At 61.1% G+C, this 25431-nt stretch carries 15 protein-coding genes, 2 tRNA genes and 4 rRNA genes; 4 read left to right on the forward strand and 17 right to left on the reverse strand.

Annotated features, from left to right (window positions below; all coding sequences use genetic code 11):
* Positions 1-15: 15 nt before the first annotated feature.
* Positions 16-1623 (reverse strand): carboxyl transferase domain-containing protein, encoded by a 1608-nt coding sequence (locus HS961_RS22130; protein WP_182325581.1) that lies wholly within the window; start codon positions 1621-1623, stop codon positions 16-18.
* A gap of 82 nt (positions 1624-1705) precedes the next feature.
* Here HS961_RS22130 and HS961_RS22135 point away from each other — a divergent pair, with 82 nt between their 5' ends.
* Positions 1706-3433, forward strand: a complete 1728-nt coding sequence (locus HS961_RS22135; protein ID WP_182325582.1) for a Na+/H+ antiporter — start codon at positions 1706-1708, stop codon at positions 3431-3433.
* Positions 3434-3472: 39 nt separating this feature from the next.
* Here the strand turns inward: HS961_RS22135 and HS961_RS22140 are convergent, their stop codons facing one another.
* Complete coding sequence (locus tag HS961_RS22140) at positions 3473-5185, reverse strand: AMP-binding protein (protein ID WP_182325583.1); 1713 nt, start codon at positions 5183-5185, stop codon at positions 3473-3475.
* A gap of 151 nt (positions 5186-5336) precedes the next feature.
* On the opposite strand from HS961_RS22140, the gene HS961_RS22145 reads away from it, so the two are divergent.
* The 3 genes from HS961_RS22145 (at position 5337) to HS961_RS22155 (ending at position 8829) form a co-directional block, all read left to right on the forward strand.
* Positions 5337-6380, forward strand: a complete 1044-nt coding sequence (locus HS961_RS22145; RefSeq protein WP_238347705.1) for an AraC family transcriptional regulator — start codon at positions 5337-5339, stop codon at positions 6378-6380.
* A 118-nt stretch (positions 6381-6498) separates the two neighbouring features.
* Positions 6499-7179 (forward strand): glutathione S-transferase family protein, encoded by a 681-nt coding sequence (locus tag HS961_RS22150; protein WP_182325584.1) that lies wholly within the window; start codon positions 6499-6501, stop codon positions 7177-7179.
* Between the two features lie 21 nt (positions 7180-7200).
* Positions 7201-8829, forward strand: coding sequence for an AMP-binding protein (locus HS961_RS22155; RefSeq protein ID WP_182325585.1), 1629 nt, complete (start codon positions 7201-7203; stop codon positions 8827-8829).
* 42 nt (positions 8830-8871) lie between these two features.
* Here HS961_RS22155 and HS961_RS22160 read toward each other — a convergent pair whose 3' ends face one another.
* From HS961_RS22160 to rrf (HS961_RS22230), 15 genes are all read right to left on the reverse strand, one after another.
* Positions 8872-10488, reverse strand: coding sequence for a GMC family oxidoreductase (locus HS961_RS22160; protein ID WP_182325586.1), 1617 nt, complete (start codon positions 10486-10488; stop codon positions 8872-8874).
* Positions 10485-11216, reverse strand: a complete 732-nt coding sequence (locus HS961_RS22165) for an ABC transporter ATP-binding protein (protein ID WP_182325587.1) — start codon at positions 11214-11216, stop codon at positions 10485-10487. The genes HS961_RS22160 and HS961_RS22165 overlap by 4 nt, the downstream gene beginning before the upstream one ends.
* A complete protein-coding gene (locus HS961_RS22170; protein ID WP_182325588.1) occupies positions 11209-13029 on the reverse strand; it encodes an ABC transporter permease subunit in 1821 nt (606 codons plus the stop codon). The genes HS961_RS22165 and HS961_RS22170 overlap by 8 nt, the downstream gene beginning before the upstream one ends.
* Positions 13029-13949 (reverse strand): branched-chain amino acid ABC transporter permease, encoded by a 921-nt coding sequence (locus HS961_RS22175; RefSeq protein ID WP_182325589.1) that lies wholly within the window; start codon positions 13947-13949, stop codon positions 13029-13031. Before HS961_RS22175 ends, HS961_RS22170 begins: the two co-directional genes overlap by 1 nt.
* 80 nt (positions 13950-14029) lie before the next feature.
* On the reverse strand, positions 14030-15223 hold the full coding sequence (locus HS961_RS22180; protein ID WP_182325590.1) for an ABC transporter substrate-binding protein: 1194 nt from the start codon (positions 15221-15223) through the stop codon (positions 14030-14032).
* A 143-nt stretch (positions 15224-15366) separates the two neighbouring features.
* Positions 15367-17001: a GMC family oxidoreductase gene (locus tag HS961_RS22185; RefSeq protein WP_182325591.1), complete on the reverse strand. Its 1635-nt coding sequence runs from the start codon at positions 16999-17001 to the stop codon at positions 15367-15369.
* A 371-nt stretch (positions 17002-17372) separates the two neighbouring features.
* Positions 17373-18068, reverse strand: a complete 696-nt coding sequence (locus HS961_RS22190; RefSeq protein WP_182325592.1) for an HAD family hydrolase — start codon at positions 18066-18068, stop codon at positions 17373-17375.
* A gap of 30 nt (positions 18069-18098) precedes the next feature.
* On the reverse strand, positions 18099-18506 hold the full coding sequence (locus tag HS961_RS22195; RefSeq protein ID WP_182325593.1) for a YchJ family protein: 408 nt from the start codon (positions 18504-18506) through the stop codon (positions 18099-18101).
* A gap of 3 nt (positions 18507-18509) precedes the next feature.
* Positions 18510-19226: a DUF4197 domain-containing protein gene (locus tag HS961_RS22200; protein WP_182325594.1), complete on the reverse strand. Its 717-nt coding sequence runs from the start codon at positions 19224-19226 to the stop codon at positions 18510-18512.
* Between the two features lie 172 nt (positions 19227-19398).
* Positions 19399-19511: ribosomal RNA gene (gene rrf, locus HS961_RS22205) — 5S ribosomal RNA — on the reverse strand.
* A gap of 173 nt (positions 19512-19684) precedes the next feature.
* Positions 19685-22562 (reverse strand): 23S ribosomal RNA (locus tag HS961_RS22210).
* A 385-nt stretch (positions 22563-22947) separates the two neighbouring features.
* Positions 22948-23023: transfer RNA gene (locus HS961_RS22215), tRNA-Ala, on the reverse strand.
* Positions 23024-23089: 66 nt separating this feature from the next.
* Positions 23090-23166: transfer RNA gene (locus HS961_RS22220), tRNA-Ile, on the reverse strand.
* Between the two features lie 114 nt (positions 23167-23280).
* Positions 23281-24813: ribosomal RNA gene (locus HS961_RS22225) — 16S ribosomal RNA — on the reverse strand.
* Between the two features lie 400 nt (positions 24814-25213).
* A 5S ribosomal RNA gene (gene rrf / locus HS961_RS22230) occupies positions 25214-25326 on the reverse strand.
* The 16S, 23S and 5S rRNA genes sit together here with 2 tRNA genes alongside, the layout of an rRNA operon.
* Between the last annotated feature and the right edge of the window lie 105 nt (positions 25327-25431).

A 25431-nucleotide genomic window follows, 5' to 3' on the forward strand; every position in this document is an offset into this window, starting at 1 on the left:
CTCTGTCTCAGGGCCTTACATGCGGAAGACGCCAAACTTGGTGTCCTCGATCGGTGCATTGCGCGTGGCTGCCAGGCCCAGCGCCAGCACGCGGCGGGTGTCGGCCGGGTCGATGACGCCGTCATCCCACAGCCGCGCCGAGGCGTAGTAAGGGTGGCCCTGGTCTTCGTACTGCTGGCGGATGGGCGCCTTGAAGGCCTCTTCCTCCTCCGCCGTCCAGGCGCCGCCCCGGCCTTCGATGCCATCGCGCTTGACCGTCGCCAGCACGCTGGCCGCCTGCTCGCCGCCCATCACGCTGATGCGCGCGTTCGGCCACATCCACAGGAAGCGGGGGCTGTAGGCCCGGCCGCACATGCCGTAGTTGCCAGCGCCAAAGCTGCCGCCGATGATGATGGTGAACTTGGGCACGCTGGCCGTCGCCACTGCCGTTACCAGCTTGGCGCCGTGGCGGGCAATGCCCTCGTTCTCGTACTTGCGGCCGACCATGAAGCCGGTGATGTTCTGCAGGAACACCAGCGGAATCTTGCGCTGGCAGCACAGCTCGATAAAGTGCGCGCCCTTGACGGCCGACTCGCTGAACAAAATGCCGTTGTTGGCGATGATGCCCACCTCCATGCCCTCGACCCGCGCAAAACCGCAGACCAGCGTAGCGCCAAAGCGGGCCTTGAACTCGTCGAAATCACTGCCATCAACAATGCGGGCGATGATTTCGCGCACATCAAAGGGCTTGCGGGTATCGACCGGGATCACGCCATACAGCTCTTCCGTGGGGTAACCGGGCGCCTGCGGTGCCTTGTCCGCCGCATTGGGCTGCTTGGCCTTGTTCAGGTGGCTCACGGCCTTGCGGGCCAGCGCCAGCGCATGGGTGTCGTTGTCGGCCAGGTGGTCGGCCACGCCGGACAGGCGGGTGTGCACATCGCCGCCGCCCAGGTCTTCGGCGCTCACTACTTCGCCGGTCGCGGCCTTCACCAGCGGTGGGCCACCCAAAAAGATCGTTCCCTGGTTCTTGACGATGATGGACTCGTCGCTCATCGCGGGCACATAGGCGCCGCCGGCGGTGCAGGAGCCCATGACCACGGCGATCTGCGCAATGCCCTGAGCCGACATATTGGCCTGGTTGTAGAAGATGCGGCCAAAGTGCTCGCGGTCGGGGAAGACCTCGTCCTGGTTGGGCAGGTTGGCGCCGCCCGAGTCGACCAGGTAGATGCAGGGCAGGCGGTTTTGCGCGGCCACTTCCTGGGCGCGCAAATGTTTCTTTACCGTCATCGGGTAGTAGGTGCCGCCTTTGACCGTGGCATCATTGCAGACGATCATGCAGTCCACCCCACTGACGCGGCCCACGCCGACGATCAGGCCCGCGCCAGGCGCATCGTTGTTGTACATGTTCAGCGCAGCCAGCGGCGCCAGCTCCAGAAACGGCGTGCCCGGGTCCAGCAGCATCTGCACGCGGTCACGCGGCAGCAGCTTGCCACGGCCCAGGTGCTTGGCGCGTGCGGCTTCACCCCCGCCCTGCGCCACCTTGGCGGACTGGGCCCGCAAGTCCTCCACAATGCTGCGCATGGCTTGCGCATTGGTCTGAAAGTCTGCCGAACGGGCATTCAGCTGGGTTGCGAGTTTGCTCATGCTTGTCCTCTTCAATGTTCTAGCGTTCCGTTCAGAAACGCGTTTTCTTTAAAAATAGTCTGCTGCTACACGAATCCGCACCATGCACACCGTTGAAACCGTTCTGCTCGTCCTGATGATCGGTGCCGTCACCGGCATCATTGCGCGCTATATCCGGGCCATACCGCTGCCGCTCATCCAGATCATGCTGGGCGCTGCGCTGTCCTGGCCGCAAAAAGGCCTGCATATCGATTTCGACCCTGGCCTGTTCATGCTGCTGTTCATTCCGCCGCTGCTGTTTGCCGACGGTTGGCGCATTCCCAAGCGCGAGTTCTTTGCGCTGTACCGCCCCATTTTGCGGCTGGCCTTTGGCCTGGTGCTGTTCACCGTGATCGGCATGGGCTACCTGATCCACTGGATGATTCCGGAGATCCCGCTGACCGTGGCCTTTGCGCTGGCCGCCGTGATATCGCCCACCGATGCGGTGGCCGTCTCGGCCATCACCCGCAACCTGGGCATGCCGGCCCACACCATGCATGTGCTCGAAGGAGAATCGCTGCTCAATGATGCATCGGGCCTGGTGGCGCTGAAATTTGCCATCGCCGCCACCTTGACCGGCCTGTTCTCCTGGACCCAGGTCACGCAGGAATTTTTGTGGATTGCGCTGGGCGGCCTGGCCGTCGGCGCTGCAGTGGGCTGGGGCTTTAGCTACCTGCGCGATACCGTCACCCGCCGCCTGGGCGATGTGGCCGCCACGCAGATGGTGCTGCTGTTGGTGCTGCTGCCCTTTGCAGCCTACCTGCTGGGGGAAAAATTTGGTGTCTCCGGCATTCTGGCCGCCGTGGCGGCGGGCGTGGCCACCAATTTTGGCGACCTGAACCGGGCCGACTACATCTCCGAGCGCATGCAGACCGCCGGCACCTGGGCCATGGTCGAATCGGCCTTCAATGGCGCGATCTTCCTGCTGCTGGGCCTGCAGCTGCCCTCGATCATCGGCGTGACCTTGCGCGATGCCGGCCACGACTGGTGGATTCTGGTGGGCTATGTGGCCATCATCTCGATTGCACTGCTGTCGCTGCGCTGGATCTGGCTGATGCTGGGCGTCAGCCGCAGCCTGCACAAGGCCCACCAGGCCGGCAAGCTGGTCAAAAAACCCGATCTCTGGTTGAACCTGGCGACCACCTTGGCGGGCATCCGCGGTGCGGTCACCCTGGCCGGCGCGCTGTCCGTGCCGCTGCTGCTGAACAACGGCCAGCCGTTTCCGGCACGGGACATGCTGATCTTTCTGGCCACCGGCACCATCTTGTTCACCCTGGTGATCGGCAGCATCGGCCTGCCGCTGGTGCTGCGCCGCGTGCAGGCGGTGAGCGAGCCCGAATCGGTGCGCGAAGAGCGCCAAGCGCGCATTGCAGCCTGCCGCGCTGCGATCAACAGCCTGGCAATGAGCGACGACGATGCCGCCCAGCAACCCACCGAATGGCAGGCCCAGCAGCATGAAATCGAAGGCCGGATTGCACGCGAGTACCGCAACCGTATCGATCTGCTGGACGAAGAACGAACGCCCGAAACCGCCGAGGTGCAGGACCTGGCCACACCGGACGCCGTGCAGGAGCGCCGCCTGCGCTATGTGGCCGAGCTGGAGATGCGGCTCAACTGCATCAAGGTCGAGCGCCACACCATCTACGCCGAGCGGCACAACAACCGCATCAACGACGAATCGCTGCGCAGCCTGGTCCAGGAACTGGACCTGAGCGAGATCACCTTGCGCAAGCGCCTCGAAGTGGCCCGCCGCGCCGCGGCCAAGCAAGCTGCCAAGCTGGAAGGGCATTGATCGTTCAGGCGGGTGCTGCATGGCGGCGCTCTTCGGTGCTCAGGCGGTCTGGCTCACATCCAGCTTCAGCGATTCGATCATCGCCTCGCGGATCTTGAATTTCTGGATCTTGCCGGTCACCGTCATCGGGAAGGCTTTGACAAACTCGATATAGCGCGGCACCTTGTAATGGGCCACCCGGCCCTTGCAATAGCTGCGCAGTGCCTCGGCATCCAGGCTTTGGCCGGCCTTGACGATGACCCAGGCACAGAGCTCCTCACCAAAACGGTTGTCGGGCACGCCCACCACTTGCACATCCTGCACCTGCGGGTGGGTGTAGAGGAACTCCTCGATCTCGCGCGGGTAGATGTTCTCGCCGCCCCGGATCACCATGTCCTTGATGCGGCCGACGATGTTCACATAGCCTTCGGCATCCATCGTGGCCAGGTCGCCGGTGTGCATCCAGCCATCGGCATCGATGGCCTCGCGCGTCTTGGCCTCGTCGCCCCAGTAGCCATGCATGACCGAGTAGCCGCGCGTGCAGAGCTCGCCCGATTGGCCGGGGGCTACGGTCTCGCCGGTCTCGGCGCTGACGATCTTGACCTCCAGATGCGGATGCACCTTGCCCACAGTGGACACGCGCTTGTCCAGCGGCGTATCGGTCGAGCTTTGGCAGCTGACCGGGCTGGTCTCCGTCATGCCGTAAGCGATGGTGATCTGGGACAGATGCATCTGGCTGACCACGCGCTTCATCACCTCGATCGGGCAAGGCGAGCCGGCCATGATGCCGGTGCGCAGGCTCGACAGGTCGAACTCGGCAAAACGCGGGTGGTCCAGCTCGGCGATGAACATCGTGGGCACGCCATGCAAGCCGGTGCAGCGCTCGGCCTGCACGGTCTCCAGCACCGTCAGCGCATCAAAGCCGTCATTGGGGTAGACCATGGCCGCGCCATGCGTCATGCAGGCCATATTGCCCAGCACCATGCCAAAGCAGTGGTAGAGCGGCACGGGGATGCAGAGCCGGTCTTCCTCGGTCAGGCGCATCGCCTCGCCAATGAAATAGCCGTTGTTGACGATATTGCGGTGGGTCAGGGTGGCCCCCTTGGGGAAGCCGGTGGTGCCACTGGTGAATTGGATATTGATCGGGTCGTAGGGTGTCAAGGTGGCGCCGATCTGCGCCACCTGCGGGTCGGCCGCATCACCGCTGGCGATAAAGCGCGAGAAGCGCTGCATGCCTGGCTGCTCCTGGCCCTGGCCGGCCACATCGATCCAGACCACCAGGCGCAGATCGGGCAGCGCCTCGATCTGCAAGGCATCGCTGCCTTGCGTTTCCAGCTCAGGCGCCAGCGCGCGCACCATGCCCAGGTAGTCGCTGGTCTTGAAGCGCTCCATCACAAACAGTGCCTTGCACTGCACCTTGTTCAGCGCATAAGCCAGCTCGGAGGTGCGGTAGGCCGGGTTGATGTTGACGAGGATGATGCCCACATGGGCGGTGGCCAGTTGCAGCAGCACCCATTCCACATTGTTGTGCGACCAGATGCCCACCCGGTCGCCCTTGGCGATGCCGGCGCGCAGCAAGGCGCTGGCCAGTTGCTGCGATTGCTCCAGCAGTTGCTGGTAGCTGAGGCGCAGGCCCTGGTGGCGGCTGATGAGTGCATCGCGCGCGCCAAAGCGGGCCGCCGTCTCGCTCAGTTGCTGGCCGATGGTCTTGTTCAGCAGGCGCGGCTCGCTGGCGCCCCTTGCGTAGCTGCTGGTCAATCTGGTCTCGCTCATGGTGTCTCCTGTCCGCCGCGCCAGCAATCTGGTCGGCGGCGCATTTCTTGATATTCAGGATACGCGAGCGTGCCGCGCAAATGATGGCAGGATGGTTGCAAATGTCGCCAGTACAATGGCCCTGCTTGGCGCTTTTTAAACCCCACCCTCCATGCCCAAACCCCTGCCCTCCTCTGCCGTCGTGCACCACCCCGCAGTCACGCCCATGGCCTTTGTCCGGGCGATTGCCCGCGCGTACCAGCACCGGGGTCTGAGTGCGGACCGTGCGCTGCAATTGGCGCAAATCGATCCCTTGGCGGTCGAGAAAGACGGCATCGGCATCACCGCGCTGCAGTTCGAGACCCTCTCGGACGCCGCCATGCAGGAGCTGGACGACGAGGCCCTGGGCTGGTTCAGCCGCCGCCTGCCCTGGGGCAGCTATGGCATGCTGGCGCGCGCCTCGCTCACCAGCCCCAACCTGGGGGTGGCGCTCAAGCGCTGGTGCCGCCACCATGGCCTGCTCACCGATGACCTGGCGCTCAGCCTGCAAGTGCAGGGCGAGACGGCCACAGTCGAGATCATCGAGCACACCGGCCTGGGTGAGCTGCGCGAGTTCTGCCTCGTATCCATGCTGCGCAATATGCATGGGCTGTCGAGCTGGTTTGTCGATTCATCGCTGCCGCTGTTCAAGGTGAGTTTTCCGTTCGAGGCACCTGCCCATGCCGATGTGTATGCGCTGCTCTTTCCCGGCGATGTGCAGTTTGGCGCGCCTGTTACCCGCATGCAGTTTGATGCGCGCTACCTGGCCTTGCCGATTGCCCGCGATGAGGCCGCCTTGCAGCGCATGCTGCAGCGCGCGCTGCCGCTGACCGTGCGCCCCTACCGGCGCGACCGGCTGATGGTGCAACGCGTGCGCCAGCTGCTGGCGGCCGATCCCTCGGCCATGCACAGCGCCGACAGTCTCTCGGCCAAGCTGCACCTGTCGCTGCGCACCCTGCACCGCCAGCTCAAGGACGAGGGCGCATCGCTGCAGGCCCTGAAGGACGAGGTGCGGCGCGAACGCTCGCTGACCCTGCTCCACCGCAGCAACCGACCCATCAAGCAGATCGCGCAGCTGGCCGGCTTCAGCAACGACAAGAGCTTTATCCGCGCCTTTCGCACCTGGATGGGCATGTCCCCAGCCGAATACCGCAAGAGCACCCGCCCGCCGACCTGAGGCGCAGCGGATATTGGCCTGACACCGGCCCGATTTGCAACCTGGCTGACACCTGCAGGGCAGCCGCGTGCGTCCATTCATGCCAAGATGGCGGCACAACATCGGATGGAGACCTGCTGTGATCGAGCTGTACCACTGTGTGAGCGCGCGCTCGTTCCGCGCGCTATGGATGCTGGAAGAGCTGGGCCTGCCCTACCGGCTGCAGATGCTGCCCTTTCCGCCCCGCGCACTGGCCAAGCACTATCTGGCACTCAATCCCCTGGGCACCGTGCCCTTGCTGATCGATGGCGACACGCGCATGACCGAGTCAGCAGCCATCTGCCAGTACCTGGCCAGCCGCGACCCCGCCCAGCGCCTGGAGGTGCATCCCAGCGACCCCGCCTATGGCAGCTACCTGAACTGGCTGCACATGTCCGATGCGACCCTGACCTTTCCGCAGACCCTGGTGCTGCGCTACCAGTTCTTTGAGCCGGCCGTGCGGCGCCAGCCCCAGGTGGCCGAAGACTACGAGCGCTGGTTTTTGGGCCGGCTGCGCGCGCTGGAGACCGCCGCCCAGGCGATGCCGACCGACCAGCCCTACCTCTGCGCAGGCCGCTTCACGGCCGCCGATGTGGCCGTGGGCTATGCGTTGATGCTGTCGGACTACCTGGGCATGTCCTCGCAATGGGGGCCGGCCACCCAGCACTACTGGATGCACCTGCAGCAGCGTGCCGCCTTCCTGCGCAGCCTGGAGGCCGAAAAGCAGGCCGCGCTGGACCAGCAGATCGACCCCATTCCGTCGCCGTTGATCCGGCCCTGACCTTGCCTGGAAGCCCCCGACATGATCGCCATCACCGACCAGACCACCATTGGCCAGGCACTGCAGGCCGCCATTGCGCGCTACCCCGACAACAGCCTGCTGGCGGTGCCGGCCAACCCCAAACGCAGCTACCTGCCCGAGGGCTGCGAGTTCAGCTACGCGCAGGCCGGTGCCCATATCGCAACGCTGCAGGCCCGCTACCAAGCGGCCGGCTATGGCGTGGGCCACCGCGTGGGGCTGTTTTTGGAAAGCCGGCCCGAGCACCTCTGGCACAAGCTGGCGATGAACAGCCTGGGCATCTGCTGCGTACCCATCAACCCCGACTACAAGCGCCGCGAGCTGAACTACCTGATCGACCATGCGCAGCTGGACCTGGTCGTCTGCCTGCCCGAGCGGCTGGAGGCGCTGCAGCAGTCGCTGCAGGACACGCGCAACCAGCCGGCCTTGGTCTGTACCGATCCGCAAGATGGCAGTGCGATTGCGCTGCCAGCGGCACGCTCGCAGCCCTCAGGCACCCTGAGCGCCGACACGCCGGCGAGCATCCTCTACACCTCGGGCACCACCGGCCAGCCCAAGGGCTGTGTGCTGTCCCATGCCTATGAGCTGGCCGCTGGCAAATGGTATGCGTCCCACCCCGGCCATGTCTCGATCCAGGAAGGCCGCGAGCGGCTGTTTAACCCACTGCCGCTGTTCCATGTCAACGCGTCGATCCTGTCGTTCTACTGCATGCTGCTGAGCGGCGGTTGCCAGATCCAGACGGATCGTTTTCAGCCCAGCCGCTGGTGGGAAGAGGTGGTCTGCAGCCGTGCCACCATCGTTCACTACCTGGGTGTGATCATTCCGCTGCTGCTCAAGCAGCCGCCGTCTGATTGGGAAAAACAGCACTGCCTGCGCTTTGGCTATGGCGCCGGGGTGGAGCCGCAGCTGCATGCCGCTTTCGAGCAGCGTTTTGGCTTTCCGCTGATCGAGCTCTGGGGCATGACCGAGGTGGTGCGCACCATCTCCGACCATGGCGATGACCGCCAGGTGGGCACGCGCTCCTTTGGCCGGGGTGCCCCCGGGCTGGAGGTGCTGGTGGCCGATGAGAGCGGCCAGCCGGTGCCGCCCGGCACACCCGGCGAGATGCTGGTGCGCTACTCGGCCGAGAGCCCGCGCAAGCATTTTTTCAGCGAGTACCTCGACAACCCCGAGGCCACCGCCAAGGCCTGGGAAGGCGGCTGGTTCCACACCGGCGATGTGGTGCTGCAGGATGCGGATGGCCTGCTGCACTTCATGGACCGGCGCAAGAACATCATCCGCCGCTCTGGCGAGAACATTGCGGCCGCCGAGGTGGAGGCCGTGCTGCTGTCCCACCCCAAGGTGCACCAGGTGGCCGTGCTGGCCGCGCCCGATGACATCCGCGAAGAAGAGGTGCTGGCCAGCATTGTGCTGGCGGACGGCGTCGCGCCCGGCACCGCCATTTGCCAGGAGCTGTTTGCGTTCTGCCAGCAGGAGATGGCCTATTACAAGGTGCCAGGCTGGTGGTGGTTCACCAACGAGATCCCCACCACGGGCACCCAGAAGATCCAGAAGCACCGGATCTTGGCAGCAGGCCAGGATGTGCGCAGCCTGCCCCAGGTACTGGACATGCGGGCGCACAAAAAGCGCTGACGGCGCTGGGCCCGCTGCTGCACTGCAAGCCGGGCCAGCGGCCTAACCCGCGCGGCGCAGCAAGTCTGCGCCCTTCTCGCCAATCATCATCGTGGCCGCGCAGGTGTTGGCCGAGGTGATCTCGGGCATTACCGAGGCATCGATCACCCGCAGCCCCTGCAGGCCATGCACGCGCAGCTGGGCATCGACAACGGCACCTGCCTCGGGCCGGGGACCCATGCGCGCCGTGCCGTTGAGGTGGTAGGAGGAGACACCGTAGCGGTAGATAAAGTCCAGGATCTCGTCATCGGACTGCACTTGCGGCCCGGGCATGACCTCGTCCACCCGGTAGGGCGCCAGCGCCTGGCTCTGCAGCAAGGCCCGTGCCTGGCGCACGCCACGGATGAGGGTCTGGCGGTCGCCCTCTTCCGCCAGATAGCGCGGCTGCACGACCGGATCGGCCAGCGGATCGGCTGACGCCAGCTGCACCGTGCCCATGCTCTGCGGCCGGTGCTGCCAGACACCGCAGGTCATGCCCGGAAACACATCGAGCTGGCCCACATAGCCTTCGCGGTAGCTGGCCGGGGAGAACACGCCTTGCAGATCGGGCCGCTCCAGCCCCGGCTGCGAGGCCGCAAACCAGTGCACGACGGACGGGCTGAGCTGCAAAATATTGGGCTTGCCGCGCAGCCATTGCCAGGCCTGGCCCCAGAGGCGTGGCACCCGCGCCAGCTCGTTGATGGTGGTGGCGTTCTTTACCGATGCGACCAGCCGCACCGAGAAATGGTCTTTGAGGTGCTGGCCCACGCCGGGCAGGTGCACCTGGGTGGCAATGCCCAAAGCGCGCAGCCGCTCGCCATCGCCAATGCCCGACAGTTGCAGCAGCTTCGGTGTATTGATGGCGCCGGCGCTGACAACCACCTCGCGCCGCGCCATGACCTGGCGCCGCACGCCATCCTGCAGGTACTCCACACCACAGGCGCGGCCGCCCTCGACCAGAATGCGCAGCGCCTGCGCGTGGGTCCGCACATCCAGGTTGCCGCGCCGCACAGCCGGGCGCAGAAAGCAGCTGACCGTGCTCATGCGCCAGCCGTTGTGGATGCTGCGCTGGAAATAGCCCACGCCTTTTTGGTAGGCGCCGTTGTAGTCGGGGTTGCGCGCCATGCCCTGCTCGGCGGCGCCTTCCAAAAATGCCTCGCAAATCGGGTGCGGCCAGTGCGGCAGGCTGACCTTGAGCGGCCCGTTGTGGCCGCGCAGTGCCGGATCGCCGCCATCGACAAAATGCTCGCTGCGCTGGAAATACGGCAGCACCTCGTCATAGGACCAACCGGCATTGCCCTGCGCAGCCCAGCCGTCAAAATCCTCGCGCTGACCCCGGTTGTAAACCAGGCCGTTGATGGAGGTCGAGCCGCCCAGGGTCTTGCCCTGGGGCAGCGGAATGCGCCGACCGCCGGTGCGCTCGGTCGGCTCGGAGCTGAACTGCCAGGCCACCGCCGGATTGAAGATCACCTTGATGAAACCGGCCGGCAGCTTGAGGTAGGGCCGGTGGTCGGGCGGGCCGGCTTCCAGCACGCAGATGCGCAATGCAGCGTCCTCCCCCAAGCGGGCAGCGACGATGGCGCCTGCCGCACCGCTGCCCACCACCACATAGTCAAAGCTGTCGGCCGCCTGCCCGCTCATGCCTGGGCTCCCAGATACGCGGCACGCACCTTGGGGTCGCGCCGCAGGTCGGCAGCGGCGCCCTGCAGGGTGAAGTGGCCAGTCTCCAGCACATAGGCCCGGTCGGCCACCGCCAGCGCCTGGTTGGCCATTTGCTCGACCAGCAAGATGGTGACGCCCTGCGCCTTGAGCTGGCGCACGATCGCAAAGATCTCCTTGACGATCAGCGGCGCCAGGCCGAGCGAGGGCTCATCAAGCAGCAGCAGCTTGGGCCGCGACATCAGCGCGCGCGCAATGGCCAGCATTTGCTGCTCGCCGCCGGACATGGTGCCGGCCATCTGCGCGCGGCGCTCCCGCAGCCGGGGGAAGGTGTTGAACTGCTGCTCCACATCGGCGGCAATGGCGGCCGACCCGTCCTTGCGGTGGTAGGCGCCCAGCAGCAGGTTGTCATGCACGCTTTGGTCGGCAAATACCTGGCGGCCTTCGGGCGACTGGGCAATGCCAAAGGGCACACGCAGGTGGCCGGGCATGCGGGTGATGTCCTGGCCCAGGAACTCGATGCGGCCCGCCGCCGTGGGCTCCAGGCCGGAGATGGCCTTCATCAAGGTGCTCTTGCCCGCACCATTGCCACCGATGATGGTGACCACCTCACCGGCATGCACCTGCAGCGACACGCCCTTGAGCGCCTGCACGGCACCGTAGTGCAGCTCCAGCGCCTCGACACGCAGCAATGGGGTTTGCTCAGGCATGCTTTCCTCCGTTCATCGCTTCGTCTTCGGATTCATCGTCGCTGCCCAGGTAGGCCGCTATCACGCGCGGATTGCTTTGCACCTGCTGGGGCGTGCCCTCGGCAATTTTCTGGCCGTAGTCGAGCACGATCACATGGTCGGACACGGCCATCACCAGGTCCATATGGTGCTCGATCAGCAGCACGGTAATGCCCAGATCACGGATGCGCGCAATCACCTGGATCAGCTCCTGCGTCTCCTGCGGGTTGAGGCCGGCGGCCGGCTCGTCGAGCAGCAGCAAACGCGGGTGGGTGGCCAGCGCGCGCGCCAGCTCCAGCCGGCGCTGCAGGCCGTAGGGCAGGCTGCCGGCGGTATGCAGTGCCTTGTCGCGCAGATGCAGGCGGTCGAGGATCTGCAAGGCCTCATCCCGCGCAGCCAGCTCGGCGCGCCGGGCCTTGCCCACCCCTATCAGGCTGGCAAAGAAGCCCGCCTGGATATGTGCATGCAAGCCGACCTTCACGTTGTCGAGCACCGTCATGTCGCTGAACAGCCGCAGGTTCTGAAAGGTGCGGCCCAGGCCCATGCGGGCGATCCGGTTGGGCGACACGCCCACAATGCTCTGGCCCGCAAACTGGATGGAGCCGCGCTCGGGCACCACAATGCCCGACAGGATATTGAGCAAGGTGGTCTTGCCCGCGCCATTGGGCCCGATCAGCGAATGCACATGGCCGGGTTTGATGCAGATATCCACCTCATTGGTAGGTACCACGCCACCATAGGCCTTGTAGATGCCGCGACCGTCCAGCAAACCCTCGGCGCCGGTACTGGCCAGCGGCGCGGCAGACTTGAGCTGCCAGGCCGGCAGATCCTGCGGCAGCTGCGGCGTGGCCAGCAGGCCCGGTGCGTATTTGCGCGCCAGGCTGCGCAGGGTGCCAGCCAGGCCATTGGGCATGGCGTACAGCGCAAACAGCAGCAGCGCCCCATAGGTGAAATGCTGCACACCCGGCCAGCGCGACAGCAGCGAATCGAGCAAGGTCAGCACCACCGCGCCTAGCAGCGGCCCGTAGACGGAATTGCCACCAAACAGCACCACCAGCAGGAAGAACACCGACAGGTTGAAGGTGATGAAGTCCGAGTTGATGTACTGGTTCTGCTGCGTGATCAGCGCGCCGGCAATGCCGCAGGTAAAAGCGCTGATGACAAAGGCCAGCACCTTGAACTTGTAGACGCTGACACCCACGCTCTCGGCCGCCACCTCGGCGGTGTTGACGGCCATGAAGGCGCGGCCAAAGCGGCCCGCCAGTAGATGGCGGAACATGACATGCAGCACCACGCACAGAGCCAGCACAAACCAGACCCAGTGCGAGGAGGCAAACATCTGGTCGCCGAGCTTCAAAGGCACCACGCCGTAGATGCCCTGCTGGCCGGCAAATACGTCCTGCCATTCCGAAACCACCTTTTCGACCACAATGCCAAAGCCGATGGTCACCATGGCCAGCGCTGGGCCCTTGACCCGCAGCGCCGGCAGCGCAATCACCACGCCAAACAGCCCCGCCAGCACACCGGCCATCGCAAAGGCGGCCCAGGGGTTCCAGCCCCAGCGGGTGGTGAGCAGGGCCACCGCATAGGCGCCCACGGCAAACAGGCCGGCATGGCCCAGCGATTTCTGGCCGGTGTAGTTCACCAGCACATTCAGGCCCGAGGCGGCGATGTAGTTCACCCCGATCAGAAAGACGATGCGCAGGTAGAAGTCATTGCTGGTCATCAGCGGGATGGTGGCCACCAGCGCCGCCACCAGGGCCAGCCAGCCGTAGTGCTTGATCTCGCTGTTCATCAGACTTTCTCCACGATCTTTTGGCCCAGCAGGCCTTGAGGCCGCACCACCAGCACCACGATGATCAGCAAGAAGATGCTGATCTCGCGCATCTCCGCCTGCCACAGGCCCACCAGTGCCTCAATCAGGCCCAGCACAAAGCCGCCCAGCATGCAGCCGCGCGGGCTGGTCAGCCCACCCAGAATGGCCGACGAGAACGCCTTGAGCGCCAGGCTCATGCCCATGAAGACCGATGCCGTGGTGATGGGCGCAATCAGCAAACCAGCCAGGCCCGCCAGGCTAGAGCTGATGACAAAGGCCAGCACGACGATGGCCGTCACATTGATGCCCATCAGGGTAGCGGCGCTGCCGCTTTGCGCGACGGCACGTACCGCCTTGCCGATGCGGGTGTGGCGCATCACATAGTCAAGCGCCAACAACACAGCCACGCTGCAGACCAGCACCAGCACCTCTTGTGGCAGCACACCGGCATTGCCAATGCGCAGCACCTCGCTGCCCAGCGGCGAGGGCATGACCAGCGGCGCAGGGCCCCAGATGGCCAGCGCGGTGTTCTGGATGATGATGCCAAAGCCAATGGTGCTCATCACCCAGGCCATGCCGCCGCGCCCCACAAAAGGCCGCACAGCGGCGTAATACAGCAGCAAGCCGAGGACGGCCAGCACCGCCATCGTGCCCACCAGGCTGAGCAGATAGCGCCACAGGCTCACATCGGCGGGCACCAGGCTGTCGGTGACGTTCTTGCCGGCGAGCAGCAGCAGCACCGACACAGCAACAAACGCGCCCGCGACCAGGAACTCGCCCTGGCCAAAATTCAAGGTCTTGGTGGTGTTGAAGGTGATGTTGAACCCCACCGCCACCAAGGCATAAATACTTCCCAAGGCCAGCCCGCTAAAGACCGCCTGCAGTATCGAATCCAGCATACGCACCCCAGACACATTGCCGCTAAAAAAACCAGGCCTGCGCGCCGCATGGGCTGGCGCAGGCCTGACGAGTCGATGCCTTACTTCTTCAGATCCGCGGGCGTCAGCGACTTGTAGACGCTGTCTTCAAAGCGCACCACGTCGCTGCCCTTCCAGCGGGCGAGGTAGAAGTCGCTCACGCTCAGGCCTTCGTGGTTGGTCTTGCTGAAGGGCTTGTCATAGGTTTTGATCACGCCTTCGGTGCTGTTCAGGTTCTCCAGCGCAGCGGCGACCTTCTCGCCATCGGTGCTGTTGGCCTGCTTCATCGCTGCGGCCAGCAGCATCACCGAGTCATAGGCCTGGGCGGCGCAGGGGAAGGTAGTCAGGGTCGGGAAGTTGACGCGCACGCGCTGGCCCAGGGCCTTGGTCTTGGCGGAGGTGTCTTCAGTCGTCGAGGCCGCCATGATCAGGTGCTCGGCCAGCTTGGTGCCGGCCATCTTGGGCAACAGCGAGCTCAGGTTGCCCCAGGTGCCCAGGGTCGTGGGCATGTAGTTGATCTTCTCCATGCTGCGCAGCACCTGGGCAGCGCCATCGGCAATGCCGTAGATGATCACGGTGTCCGCACCCGCCGCCTTGATCTTGTTGAGCTGCGAAGTCATGTCCGTGTCTTTGGGCCCGTACTTCTCTACCGCCACGGGCTTGACGCCATGCAGCGCCAGAATCTCGGTCGCATCCTTGATACCACCCTGGCCGTAGCCGGTGGAGTCCGCCAGGATGGCGATCTTCTTGTCCTTCGAGGCCTTGACCGCATAGGCGCCCAGCAAGGCGACCTGCTCGCGGTCGACCATCGAGATGCGGTAGAGGTAGTTCTGCGGTTCCTTGGCGTAGCGCGTGGTGATCTCGGTGGCCGTGCCAATCGGCACGATCACCGGCACCTTCTTTTGCTGCGGAATATGCAGCCAGGCCAGCGCATTGCCGGAGTTGGCCGGGCCGACGATGCCGCTGACCTTTTCGCTGTCGATCAGCTCCTGCACGGTCTGGATGGCCTTGGGTGGGGTGCCCTGGTCATCGCGCACCACGCCGACCAGCTTGCGGCCCATGATGCCGCCGGCTTTATTGATGTCTTCAATAGCAGCTTCAAAACCCCAGCGCCCCGAGATCCCCAGCTCGGCCACGCCGCTGGCCGATTGGTCGGCGGTGTAGCCGATCTTGATGTCCTGGGCCTGTGCCGACACCGCGAAAACGCTGGCCACCAGTGCTGCGGCCTTCGTCAAACGATAGACGAGCTTGTTCATGTTTGTCTCCTTGCTTTGTTGTCAAAATCTTCTTGGTCAGCCTCCACCGCACGCGCGAGGCCCTTGTCTGCTTCAATATAGCGGCGGATGCCGCAAACGCTCTTCTGGCTTACTCCTAAGTAAGAGTTCGTAACTACAACCCCTTAGTTCTGGTGATCGGCCAGCAGCAGATCGGCCGCTTTTTCAGCAATCATCATCGTTGGCGCACCGGTGTTGCCAGACGGCATGGCCGGCATCACCGAGGCATCGGCCACGCGCAAACCCGTGATACCCCGCACGCGCAGCTGGGGGTCGACCACGGCCGTGGCATCGTCCACCGCACCCATGCGGCAGCTGCCCATGAAGTGCCAGGCGGTACTGCCCCGCTCACGGGCAAACTGCAGCAGTTCCTCGTCCGATTGCAGCTGGGTGGACGGTGCCTCATCGCTGGCCACATAAGGCGTCAACGCCGCGCTGTGCAATAAGCGGCGGGCTTGGCGCAGGCCTTCGACCACCAGGCGCTGGTCAGATTCATGCTGCAGGTAGTGGGGCTGGATCACCGGGCTGTCCCAGGCATGGGCGGAGGCCAGGCGCACATGGCCCTTGCTCTGCGGGCGCAGCTGGTAGAAGCCCAAGGTCATGCCTGGAAAAGCATCGAGCTGGCCGGCAATGCCGGCGGCATAGCTGCCAGGCGAGAAATGGAACTGGAAATCGGCCCGCGCGCCAGGCGCTTGTGCGGATGAGAAGGCATAGGCGACTGAGGGGCTGATCGCCAGAATGCTGGGCTTTTTGGCCAGCCAGCGCGCCACCTGGCCCCAGAGGCGCCAACCGCGCGCGGTGGTGTTCAGGGTCGGCGCGTTTTGCACCCGCACGATGGAGCGCAGCATCATATGGTCCTGCAAGCCCTGGCCCACGCCGGGCAGGTGCTGATGCACGGCGATGCCCAGGTCCTGCAGCTGCTGCGCATCGCCCAGGCCGGACAGATTCAGCAGCTTGGGGGAGTTGATGGCACCGGCGGCCACGATCACCTCGCGGCTCGCCTGCAATCGCCGCACTGGCCCGCCAGGCTCCGCTGCGTAGGCCACCCCGACGACGCGTGTCCCTTCCAGCAAAATCTGGTTGACCTGGGCACGCGGTATCACCCGCAGATTGCGCCGCCCCTTGGCTGGCCGCAGAAAGGCGGTGGCGGCACTCACCCGCCAACCCTGGTGAATCCAGCGCTGGTAATAGCCAGCACCCTCTTGCTGGCCCGCGTTGTAATCCTTGCCAGAGGGGATGCCCAGGCTGGCCGCGCCGGCGATAAAGGCATCGCAGAGCGGATGGCGCCAGTCGCAATCGGTGATGGGCAGCTCCCCTTCCAGCCCCCGATAGTTCACATCACACAGGGCCAGGCGCCGCTCCGAGCGCTTGAAGTAGGGGAGCACCTCGGCATAGGACCAGCCCACTGCGCCCCGGGCGGCCCAGTCGTCATAATCCTGCGCCTGGCCGCGCACATAGTTAAAGCCGTTGACGGCGCTGGAGCCACCCAAGGTTCGGCCCAGTTGAGCGACCACCGGGCGACCCATGGTCGCAGCATCGGGTTCGGTCTTGAAGGGCCAGGTGTAGCGTGGGTCGTAGCCCACCTTGATGAAGCCCGCCGGGATATGGATGTAGGGGTTGTGGTCGGGCGGGCCGGCCTCCAGCAAACAGACTTGGAAGCGGCCTGATGCACTCAGGCGGTTGGCCAGGATGCAGCCGGCCATGCCGGCACCGACAATGACGAAATCAAACGCTGCATCCCAGGCATGCTCAGGCCCCATAACAACTCCAGGTGGCAACCAGACAAAAAGTCTAGGTGCAGCCCGGCGTCAGGCCTGTCGCTTCGGTGTCCACGCGGGTGCCGCGTGGCGGGCGGCAGGGCCTTAGAACCTGTTCAAAGTCTCTACGCAGCCGCGTTGGAGTGCAATCGGGATGAGTTCGAAGGGCTGGTCTGCAGCTTGCACCGGGGTGCAAGCAAGGGCCAGCGCGCAGAAATCGCCCGATTTCACTCCAACCCTTCGGGACAGTGGCTTTGCGAGCGGTCTGCGTCGTTGCAAATCCTCGCAATAGCGCGGCTATTGCTGCGGTATTGCGCCTCGCATCCCATCTCGCAAAGACACTGTCGCGGCGCGAGGAGACTTTGAATAGGTTCTTAGTCCGCGAGCACGGTAGCGCTGGCAACGCGCAGGGGCAGATCGGCCATGTGTTCAAAAAACTGGCTGGCACCCGCGGCCGCCAGCTCTGCCTGCGGGCAGACGGCATGGCCAGGCGGATGGTAAGCCCACACGGTGGCACCGGCAGCCACACCGGCCTGCGTGCCGGTGACGCTGTCTTCAATCACCAGGCAACGCTTTGGATCAGCCCCCAGCGCCGCAGCCGCTGCCAGATATACATCCGGGTAAGGCTTGGTGCGCGGCATCTCATGGCCGCTGAAGATACGCCCTTCAAAATACGGCAGCAGCCCGGCAATGCGCAGCTGCATGACGATCTTTTTGCGGTCAGCGCCCGATGCGCAAGCGATCTGCCCTTTGAACTGTGCATGCAAGGTATGGATGGCATCCACCACACCCTCGATGGCCTTGACATCCTGCTCTAGCGCAACATTGCGGCGCTCATAAAAGTCTTCCATCCAGGCATCGGTCAACGGCTTGCCGGTATTCGCTTCAATCAGCGCCTTCTGGCTGCGCACCATCTTGCCGATGAACAGCTGCAGGCAATCCTCGGACGACAGCACCCAGCCGGATTCGTTGAGCATCGTGCACAGCACCCGGTTGGTGATCAGCTCGCTATCGACCAGCACACCATCGCAATCAAACAGCATGGCGTCAAAGCCTGCATTGGGGTTCATTTTTTGGATCCTCGGAAAAATGCGCAGTGATCAGAATTGGTCACCATCCAGATAAAACCAGCGGCCCTGCTCTTTGACAAAGCGGCTGCGCTCATGCAGGCGCACCGCCCGGCCCTGCAGTTTGTAGCGGGCCACAAACTCCACCTCGGCATGGGTCTCGTCTACGCAGCTGAAGGCCTTCACCTGCAAACCCAGCCAGCGGCATCCGGATTCAAAATCCAGCTGCGATGGGCGGGTGGAGACATGCCAGGTAGCAAGCAGGTAGTCGCGCTGCTCCAGCACAAAGGCGCTGTAACGCGAGCGCATCAGGTGCTCGGCATCGGGCGCCGGCGTCCCGGCAAAATCAGCGACAAAGCGGCTGCAGCAAGCGCTGTAGACAGCACCGGATTCACACGGGCACAGCGCTGCTTGGCTGGTAACGGGAGTTTTCTTGGCCATGCTTTAGCGCAAGGTTCCAAAGACCTGGCGCACCACAGCGCTGGCGCTGCCCAGCGGGTTCTGGCGAATGGCGCGCTCCTGCTCGGCGATGACGGCGTACAGCCCATCGAGGGTTTTGCCCGTCACATACTGGTTCAGGTCCAGCGCAGCACTGGAGACCCCAAAGCTCGATGCCTTGCCCACCAGCTGGTTGTACTGCTGCACCACACCCACCTGACCCGTCGCCTGGGTCACCACGGGCAGAAAACGCTGCGTCAAAGGCTGGCGTGTCTTGTCCATAAAGAAGCTGGTCACGGAGTGGTCGCCACCGCTGAGGATGCGCTTGGCATCGTCGACCGTCATGCGCTGAACGGCATCGAGCAGCACATCCTTGCCCATCGGGACGGCCAGCTCGGCCGCGCGGTTGATGCCCTGCTCCACCTCATCCACATAGCGGCCCTGGCCAAAGCGGCGCATCATCTTGGCCGCTTCGCCCATATAGCCGGGCAGCGGAATGCGCAGCTGCGGGTTGTTGAGAAAGCCGCCGTTTTGCCCCAGCTGTGACACTGCCACTTGGGCGCCCTGGGTCAGCGCCGCCTTGATACCCTGGCTCGCATCCGCATTCGTCAAATCCGACAGCGACAGCGCAAAAGCCTGCGATGCCAAGCCCGCACTGCCTACTACGGACAACAGTTGCAGCAAATAGCGGCGTTGCGCCTGCAAATGGTGTTGCTCGGTCATCGCATTCCTTGAAAACACAAACAGCTATTGTGCCAAATGCGGGTGACAGGTCATGTGCTGCCTGGTTTGCCCGCACAGTCTGCAAGCGCAAAAAATAGTCAACACGAATAGGCAACACACAAAAGAAAAACCCCTCTACTCGGTTAGAGCAGAGGGGTTGATCAGTATAAAAGCCTGACGATGACCTACTTTCACACGGGAATCCGCACTATCATCGGCGCGAAGTCGTTTCACTGTCCTGTTCGGGATGGGAAGGAGTGGTACCAACTTGCTATGGTCATCAGGCATAACTTTTTGCTTCTTGGCGGCTTTGCGCTGATCGGTCGATCAGGGCATTGCTGCTTTCGAAGCGAATTCATAGAGTCTTATCAGCTAAATTTGATTGCGCTTTGGGCATAACTGCAGTTGCAGTGTTTCTTTGCATGGGCCCCATCTAAGGCGGGGCCAATCAAAGTTATAGGGTCAAGCCGCACGAGCAATTAGTATTGGTTAGCTTAACGCATTGCTGCGCTTCCACACCCAACCTATCAACGTCCTGGTCTAGAACGACTCTTCAGGGGGGTCAAGCCCCCGGCAGATCTCATCTTGGAACGAGTTTCCCGCTTAGATGCTTTCAGCGGTTATCTCTTCCACACATAGCTACTCGGCAATGCCACTGGCGTGACAACCGATACACCAGAGGTGTGTCCACTCCGGTCCTCTCGTACTAGGAGCAGGCTTCCTCAAATCTGCAGCGCCCACGGAAGATAGGGACCAAACTGTCTCACGACGTTTTAAACCCAGCTCACGTACCTCTTTAAATGGCGAACAGCCATACCCTTGGGACCGACTACAGCCCCAGGATGAGATGAGCCGACATCGAGGTGCCAAACACCGCCGTCGATATGAACTCTTGGGCGGTATCAGCCTGTTATCCCCAGAGTACCTTTTATCCGTTGAGCGATGGCCCTTCCATACAGAACCACCGGATCACTATGTCCTGCTTTCGCATCTGCTCGACTTGTCAGTCTCGCAGTTAAGCACGCTTATGCCATTGCACTATCGTCACGATGTCCGACCGTAACTAGCGTACCTTCGAACTCCTCCGTTACGCTTTGGGAGGAGACCGCCCCAGTCAAACTGCCTACCATGCACTGTCCCCGATCCAGATAATGGACCAAGGTTAGAACCTCAAACACACCAGGGTGGTATTTCAACGTTGGCTCCATGAGAACTAGCATCCTCACTTCAAAGCCTCCCACCTATCCTACACAGATCTGTTCAAAGTCCAATACAAAGCTACAGTAAAGGTTCATGGGGTCTTTCCGTCTTTCCGCGGGGAGATTGCATCATCACAAACATTTCAACTTCGCTGAGTCTCAGGAGGAGACAGTGTGGCCATCGTTACGCCATTCGTGCAGGTCGGAACTTACCCGACAAGGAATTTCGCTACCTTAGGACCGTTATAGTTACGGCCGCCGTTTACTGGGACTTCAATCAAGAGCTTGCACCCCATCATTTAATCTTCCAGCACCGGGCAGGCGTCACACCCTATACGTCCACTTTCGTGTTTGCAGAGTGCTGTGTTTTTATTAAACAGTCGCAGCCACCTATTCTTTGCAACCCCGTTTAGCTCCATTTGTTCAACTTCACTTACTGAGGGCACACCTTCTCCCGAAGTTACGGTGTCAATTTGCCGAGTTCCTTCTCCTGAGTTCTCTCAAGCGCCTTAGAATACTCATCTCGCGCACCAGTGTCGGTTTGCGGTACGGTCGTGTGTAGCTGAAGCTTAGTGGCTTTTCCTGGAAGCTGGGTATCACTCACTTCGTCTGCAAGCAGACCCGTTATCACCCCTCATCTTAGCCCGGCGGATTTGCCTACCAGGCATGACTACAGGCTTGAACCAACATATCCAACAGTTGGCTGAGCTAACCTTCTTCGTCCCCACATCGCACTACACATCGGTACGGGAATATTGACCCGTTTCCCATCAGTTACGCATCTCTGCCTCACCTTAGGGGCCGACTTACTCTACGCCGATGAACGTTGCGTAGAAAACCTTGCGCTTACGGCGAGGGGGCTTTTCACCCCCTTTAACGCTACTCATGTCAGCATTCGCACTTCTGATACCTCCAGCATCCGTCTCCAGACACCTTCACAGGCTTACAGAACGCTCTCCTACCACGCACAGTAAACTGTGCATCCGCAGCTTCGGTAACTGGCTTAGCCCCGTTACATCTTCCGCGCAGGACGACTCGATCAGTGAGCTATTACGCTTTCTTTAAATGATGGCTGCTTCTAAGCCAACATCCTGACTGTTTTAGCCTTCCCACTTCGTTTCCCACTTAGCCCGTTTTAGGGACCTTAGCTGGCGGTCTGGGTTGTTTCCCTCTTGAGTCCGGACGTTAGCACCCGGTGCTCTGTCTCCCAAGCTGTACTCTGCGGTATTCGGAGTTTGCATAGGTTTGGTAAGTCGCCATGACCCCCTAGCCTAAACAGTGCTCTACCCCCGCAGGTAATACTTGAGGCACTACCTAAATAGTTTTCGGAGAGAACCAGCTATTTCCAAGTTTGTTTAGCCTTTCACCCCTATCCACAGCTCATCCCCTAGTTTTGCAACACTAGTGGGTTCGGACCTCCAGTACCTGTTACGGCACCTTCATCCTGGCCATGGATAGATCACTTGGTTTCGGGTCTACACCCAGCGACTTGTCGCCCTATTCGGACTCGATTTCTCTACGCCTTCCCTATTCGGTTAAGCTTGCCACTGAATGTAAGTCGCTGACCCATTATACAAAAGGTACGCAGTCACCCCTGGGGGCTCCTACTTTTTGTAAGCATGCGGTTTCAGGATCTATTTCACTCCCCTCCCGGGGTTCTTTTCGCCTTTCCCTCACGGTACTTGTTCACTATCGGTCGATGATGAGTATTTAGCCTTGGAGGATGGTCCCCCCATATTCAGACAGGGTTTCTCGTGCCCCGCCCTACTTGTCTCTAGCTTAGTACCACCACTGCGTTTTCACATACGGGGCTATCACCCACTATGGCCGGACTTTCCATTCCGTTTTGTTAACACAATGACTATCTCTAGACGGCTCTTCCGAATTCGCTCGCCACTACTATCGGAATCTCAGTTGATGTCTTTTCCTCTGGGTACTTAGATGTTTCAGTTCTCCAGGTTCGCTTCGACAACCTATGTATTCAGTTGCCGATACCTATTGCTAGGTGGGTTCCCCCATTCAGAAATCTCCGGATCAAAGTTTATTTGCCAACTCCCCGAAGCTTATCGCAGGCTATCACGTCTTTCGTCGCCTATCATCGCCAAGGCATCCACCACATGCTCTTAGTCACTTGACCCTATAACTTTGACATCTATCTCTAGATCTCAAGCAAAGAACCCAAGCAACTGCTTTGCGAGGTCTCTCACCTCGCGCGTTATGCCGTAAATTGAATATCTATCTTGCCAACCTATTGCTAAGTCAGCAGGCTTGTAGAATATTCGTCATTACTGAATAAAAATTGCTCACGCAAAGTTTCATTCGTTTTGACGCAATCAAATTGTTGCTGGTGGCACGGTCTGCACTAAACCTTTACGAATGTGCAGTTTCCACCAGCAACGCTGATTTTCGACTCTATGAATTTTTAAAGAACAGCCGTTTGATCCGGGAATCCGGAATCAACAACAAAACAGTCTCTTGCGAAACCGCTTTGGTGTTGAATGATAAGTTATCAGTAAAAGTATTGGTGGAGGATGACGGGATCGAACCGACGACCCCCTGCTTGCAAAGCAGGTGCTCTCCCAGCTGAGCTAATCCCCCTTTGATCATCTATAACCTGCGCATTGCGCGGCTTTAGTCAATCAATATGCCACCTGTTGGAAGTAATGGTGGGTCTAGTTGGGCTCGAACCAACGACCCCTGCGTTATCAACACAGTGCTCTAACCAGCTGAGCTACAGACCCATTCCAACGCCTTGCAGCTACTGCGTCTTGTGCGACTCAGTCTCTACACAGCCTTGGCTTGTGTTCCAACAACCGATAAGTGTGGGCGTTCAATCTTGATTGCTTAGTTTCCAGAAAGGAGGTGATCCAGCCGCACCTTCCGATACGGCTACCTTGTTACGACTTCACCCCAGTCACGAACCCCGCCGTGGTAAGCGCCCTCCTTGCGGTTAGGCTACCTACTTCTGGCGAGACCCGCTCCCATGGTGTGACGGGCGGTGTGTACAAGACCCGGGAACGTATTCACCGTGACATTCTGATCCACGATTACTAGCGATTCCGACTTCACGCAGTCGAGTTGCAGACTGCGATCCGGACTACGACTGGCTTTATGGGATTAGCTCCCCCTCGCGGGTTGGCAACCCTTTGTACCAGCCATTGTATGACGTGTGTAGCCCCACCTATAAGGGCCATGAGGACTTGACGTCATCCCCACCTTCCTCCGGTTTGTCACCGGCAGTCCCATTAGAGTGCCCAACTAAATGTAGCAACTAATGGCAAGGGTTGCGCTCGTTGCGGGACTTAACCCAACATCTCACGACACGAGCTGACGACAGCCATGCAGCACCTGTGTTACGGTTCTCTTTCGAGCACATGTCCATCTCTGGTCACTTCCGTACATGTCAAAGGTGGGTAAGGTTTTTCGCGTTGCATCGAATTAAACCACATCATCCACCGCTTGTGCGGGTCCCCGTCAATTCCTTTGAGTTTCAACCTTGCGGCCGTACTCCCCAGGCGGTCAACTTCACGCGTTAGCTTCGTTACTGAGAAAGTTAATTCCCAACAACCAGTTGACATCGTTTAGGGCGTGGACTACCAGGGTATCTAATCCTGTTTGCTCCCCACGCTTTCGTGCATGAGCGTCAGTACAGGTCCAGGGGATTGCCTTCGCCATCGGTGTTCCTCCGCATATCTACGCATTTCACTGCTACACGCGGAATTCCATCCCCCTCTACCGTACTCTAGCTATGCAGTCACAAAGGCAGTTCCCAGGTTGAGCCCGGGGATTTCACCTCTGTCTTACATAACCGCCTGCGCACGCTTTACGCCCAGTAATTCCGATTAACGCTTGCACCCTACGTATTACCGCGGCTGCTGGCACGTAGTTAGCCGGTGCTTATTCTTACGGTACCGTCATGGACCCTCTTTATTAGAAAGAGTCTTTTCGTTCCGTACAAAAGTAGTTTACAACCCGAGGGCCTTCATCCTACACGCGGCATTGCTGGATCAGGCTTTCGCCCATTGTCCAAAATTCCCCACTGCTGCCTCCCGTAGGAGTCTGGACCGTGTCTCAGTTCCAGTGTGGCTGGTCGTCCTCTCAGACCAGCTACAGATCGTCGGCTTGGTAAGCTTTTATCCCACCAACTACCTAATCTGCCATCAGCCGCTCTAGTAGCACAAGGTCTTGCGATCCCCTGCTTTCATCCTTAGATCTCATGCGGTATTAGCTACTCTTTCGAGTAGTTATCCCCCACTACTAGGCACGTTCCGATGTATTACTCACCCGTTCGCCACTCGTCAGCATCCGAAGACCTGTTACCGTTCGACTTGCATGTGTAAAGCATGCCGCCAGCGTTCAATCTGAGCCAGGATCAAACTCTATAGTTCGATCTTGAATTTAAAGTCTCTCGACTACTCACTCACTTGACGGAATAAAAAAGATCCTAAGATCTTACTCATTACTGTTTTTGTGAGCGCTTGTTTTGCTCCGAAGAACATATGGCAATCGCCACCAAACGCCCACGCTTATCGGCTGTTAATTTTTAAAGACCTAACCTGCAAGCCTTAGCTTCCAGATCCACCCCGCTGCAATCAGCGAAGCCTTGTATTGTAGCACAGCTTTTGCTGCACTTAAAACGTTTTCACGCTTTCTTCTCAACTCTTGCTAGCACCAGATCTACATCCAGTTGTTGCCTAGCAGCTCGCCGATCCTTGGACCTAGCGCGCTACTCTTTTAAGAGCAGAGAAGAAAACGTCCAGCTAGTTGCTGGACGTTTTCAGTATAAAAGCCTGACGATGACCTACTTTCACACGGGAATCCGCACTATCATCGGCGCGAAGTCGTTTCACTGTCCTGTTCGGGATGGGAAGGAGTGGTACCAACTTGCTATGGTCATCAGGCATAACTTTTTGCTTCTTGGCGGCTTTGCGCTGATCGGTCGATCAGGGCATTGCTGCTTTCGAAGCGAATTCATAGAGTCTTATCAGCTAAATTTGATTGCGCTT

The organism is Comamonas piscis, assembly GCF_014109725.1.
Lineage (GTDB): Bacteria > Pseudomonadota > Gammaproteobacteria > Burkholderiales > Burkholderiaceae_C > Comamonas > Comamonas piscis.

Excerpts from the sequence above, each read along its gene's own strand:
- HS961_RS22195 (WP_182325593.1), bottom strand. The coding sequence starts at position 18,506 with ATGGCCAAGAAAACTCCCGTTACCAGCCAAGCAGCGCTGTGCCCGTGT.
- HS961_RS22135 (WP_182325582.1), top strand. The coding sequence starts at position 1,706 with ATGCACACCGTTGAAACCGTTCTGCTCGTCCTGATGATCGGTGCCGTC.
- HS961_RS22190 (WP_182325592.1), bottom strand. The coding sequence starts at position 18,068 with ATGAACCCCAATGCAGGCTTTGACGCCATGCTGTTTGATTGCGATGGT.
- HS961_RS22185 (WP_182325591.1), bottom strand. The coding sequence starts at position 17,001 with ATGGGGCCTGAGCATGCCTGGGATGCAGCGTTTGATTTCGTCATTGTC.
- HS961_RS22175 (WP_182325589.1), bottom strand. The coding sequence starts at position 13,949 with ATGCTGGATTCGATACTGCAGGCGGTCTTTAGCGGGCTGGCCTTGGGA.
- HS961_RS22160 (WP_182325586.1), bottom strand. The coding sequence starts at position 10,488 with ATGAGCGGGCAGGCGGCCGACAGCTTTGACTATGTGGTGGTGGGCAGC.
- HS961_RS22155 (WP_182325585.1), top strand. The coding sequence starts at position 7,201 with ATGATCGCCATCACCGACCAGACCACCATTGGCCAGGCACTGCAGGCC.
- HS961_RS22200 (WP_182325594.1), bottom strand. The coding sequence starts at position 19,226 with ATGACCGAGCAACACCATTTGCAGGCGCAACGCCGCTATTTGCTGCAA.
- HS961_RS22170 (WP_182325588.1), bottom strand. The coding sequence starts at position 13,029 with ATGAACAGCGAGATCAAGCACTACGGCTGGCTGGCCCTGGTGGCGGCG.
- HS961_RS22145 (WP_238347705.1), top strand. The coding sequence starts at position 5,337 with ATGCCCAAACCCCTGCCCTCCTCTGCCGTCGTGCACCACCCCGCAGTC.
- HS961_RS22180 (WP_182325590.1), bottom strand. The coding sequence starts at position 15,223 with ATGAACAAGCTCGTCTATCGTTTGACGAAGGCCGCAGCACTGGTGGCC.
- HS961_RS22165 (WP_182325587.1), bottom strand. The coding sequence starts at position 11,216 with ATGCCTGAGCAAACCCCATTGCTGCGTGTCGAGGCGCTGGAGCTGCAC.
- HS961_RS22140 (WP_182325583.1), bottom strand. The coding sequence starts at position 5,185 with ATGAGCGAGACCAGATTGACCAGCAGCTACGCAAGGGGCGCCAGCGAG.
- HS961_RS22130 (WP_182325581.1), bottom strand. The coding sequence starts at position 1,623 with ATGAGCAAACTCGCAACCCAGCTGAATGCCCGTTCGGCAGACTTTCAG.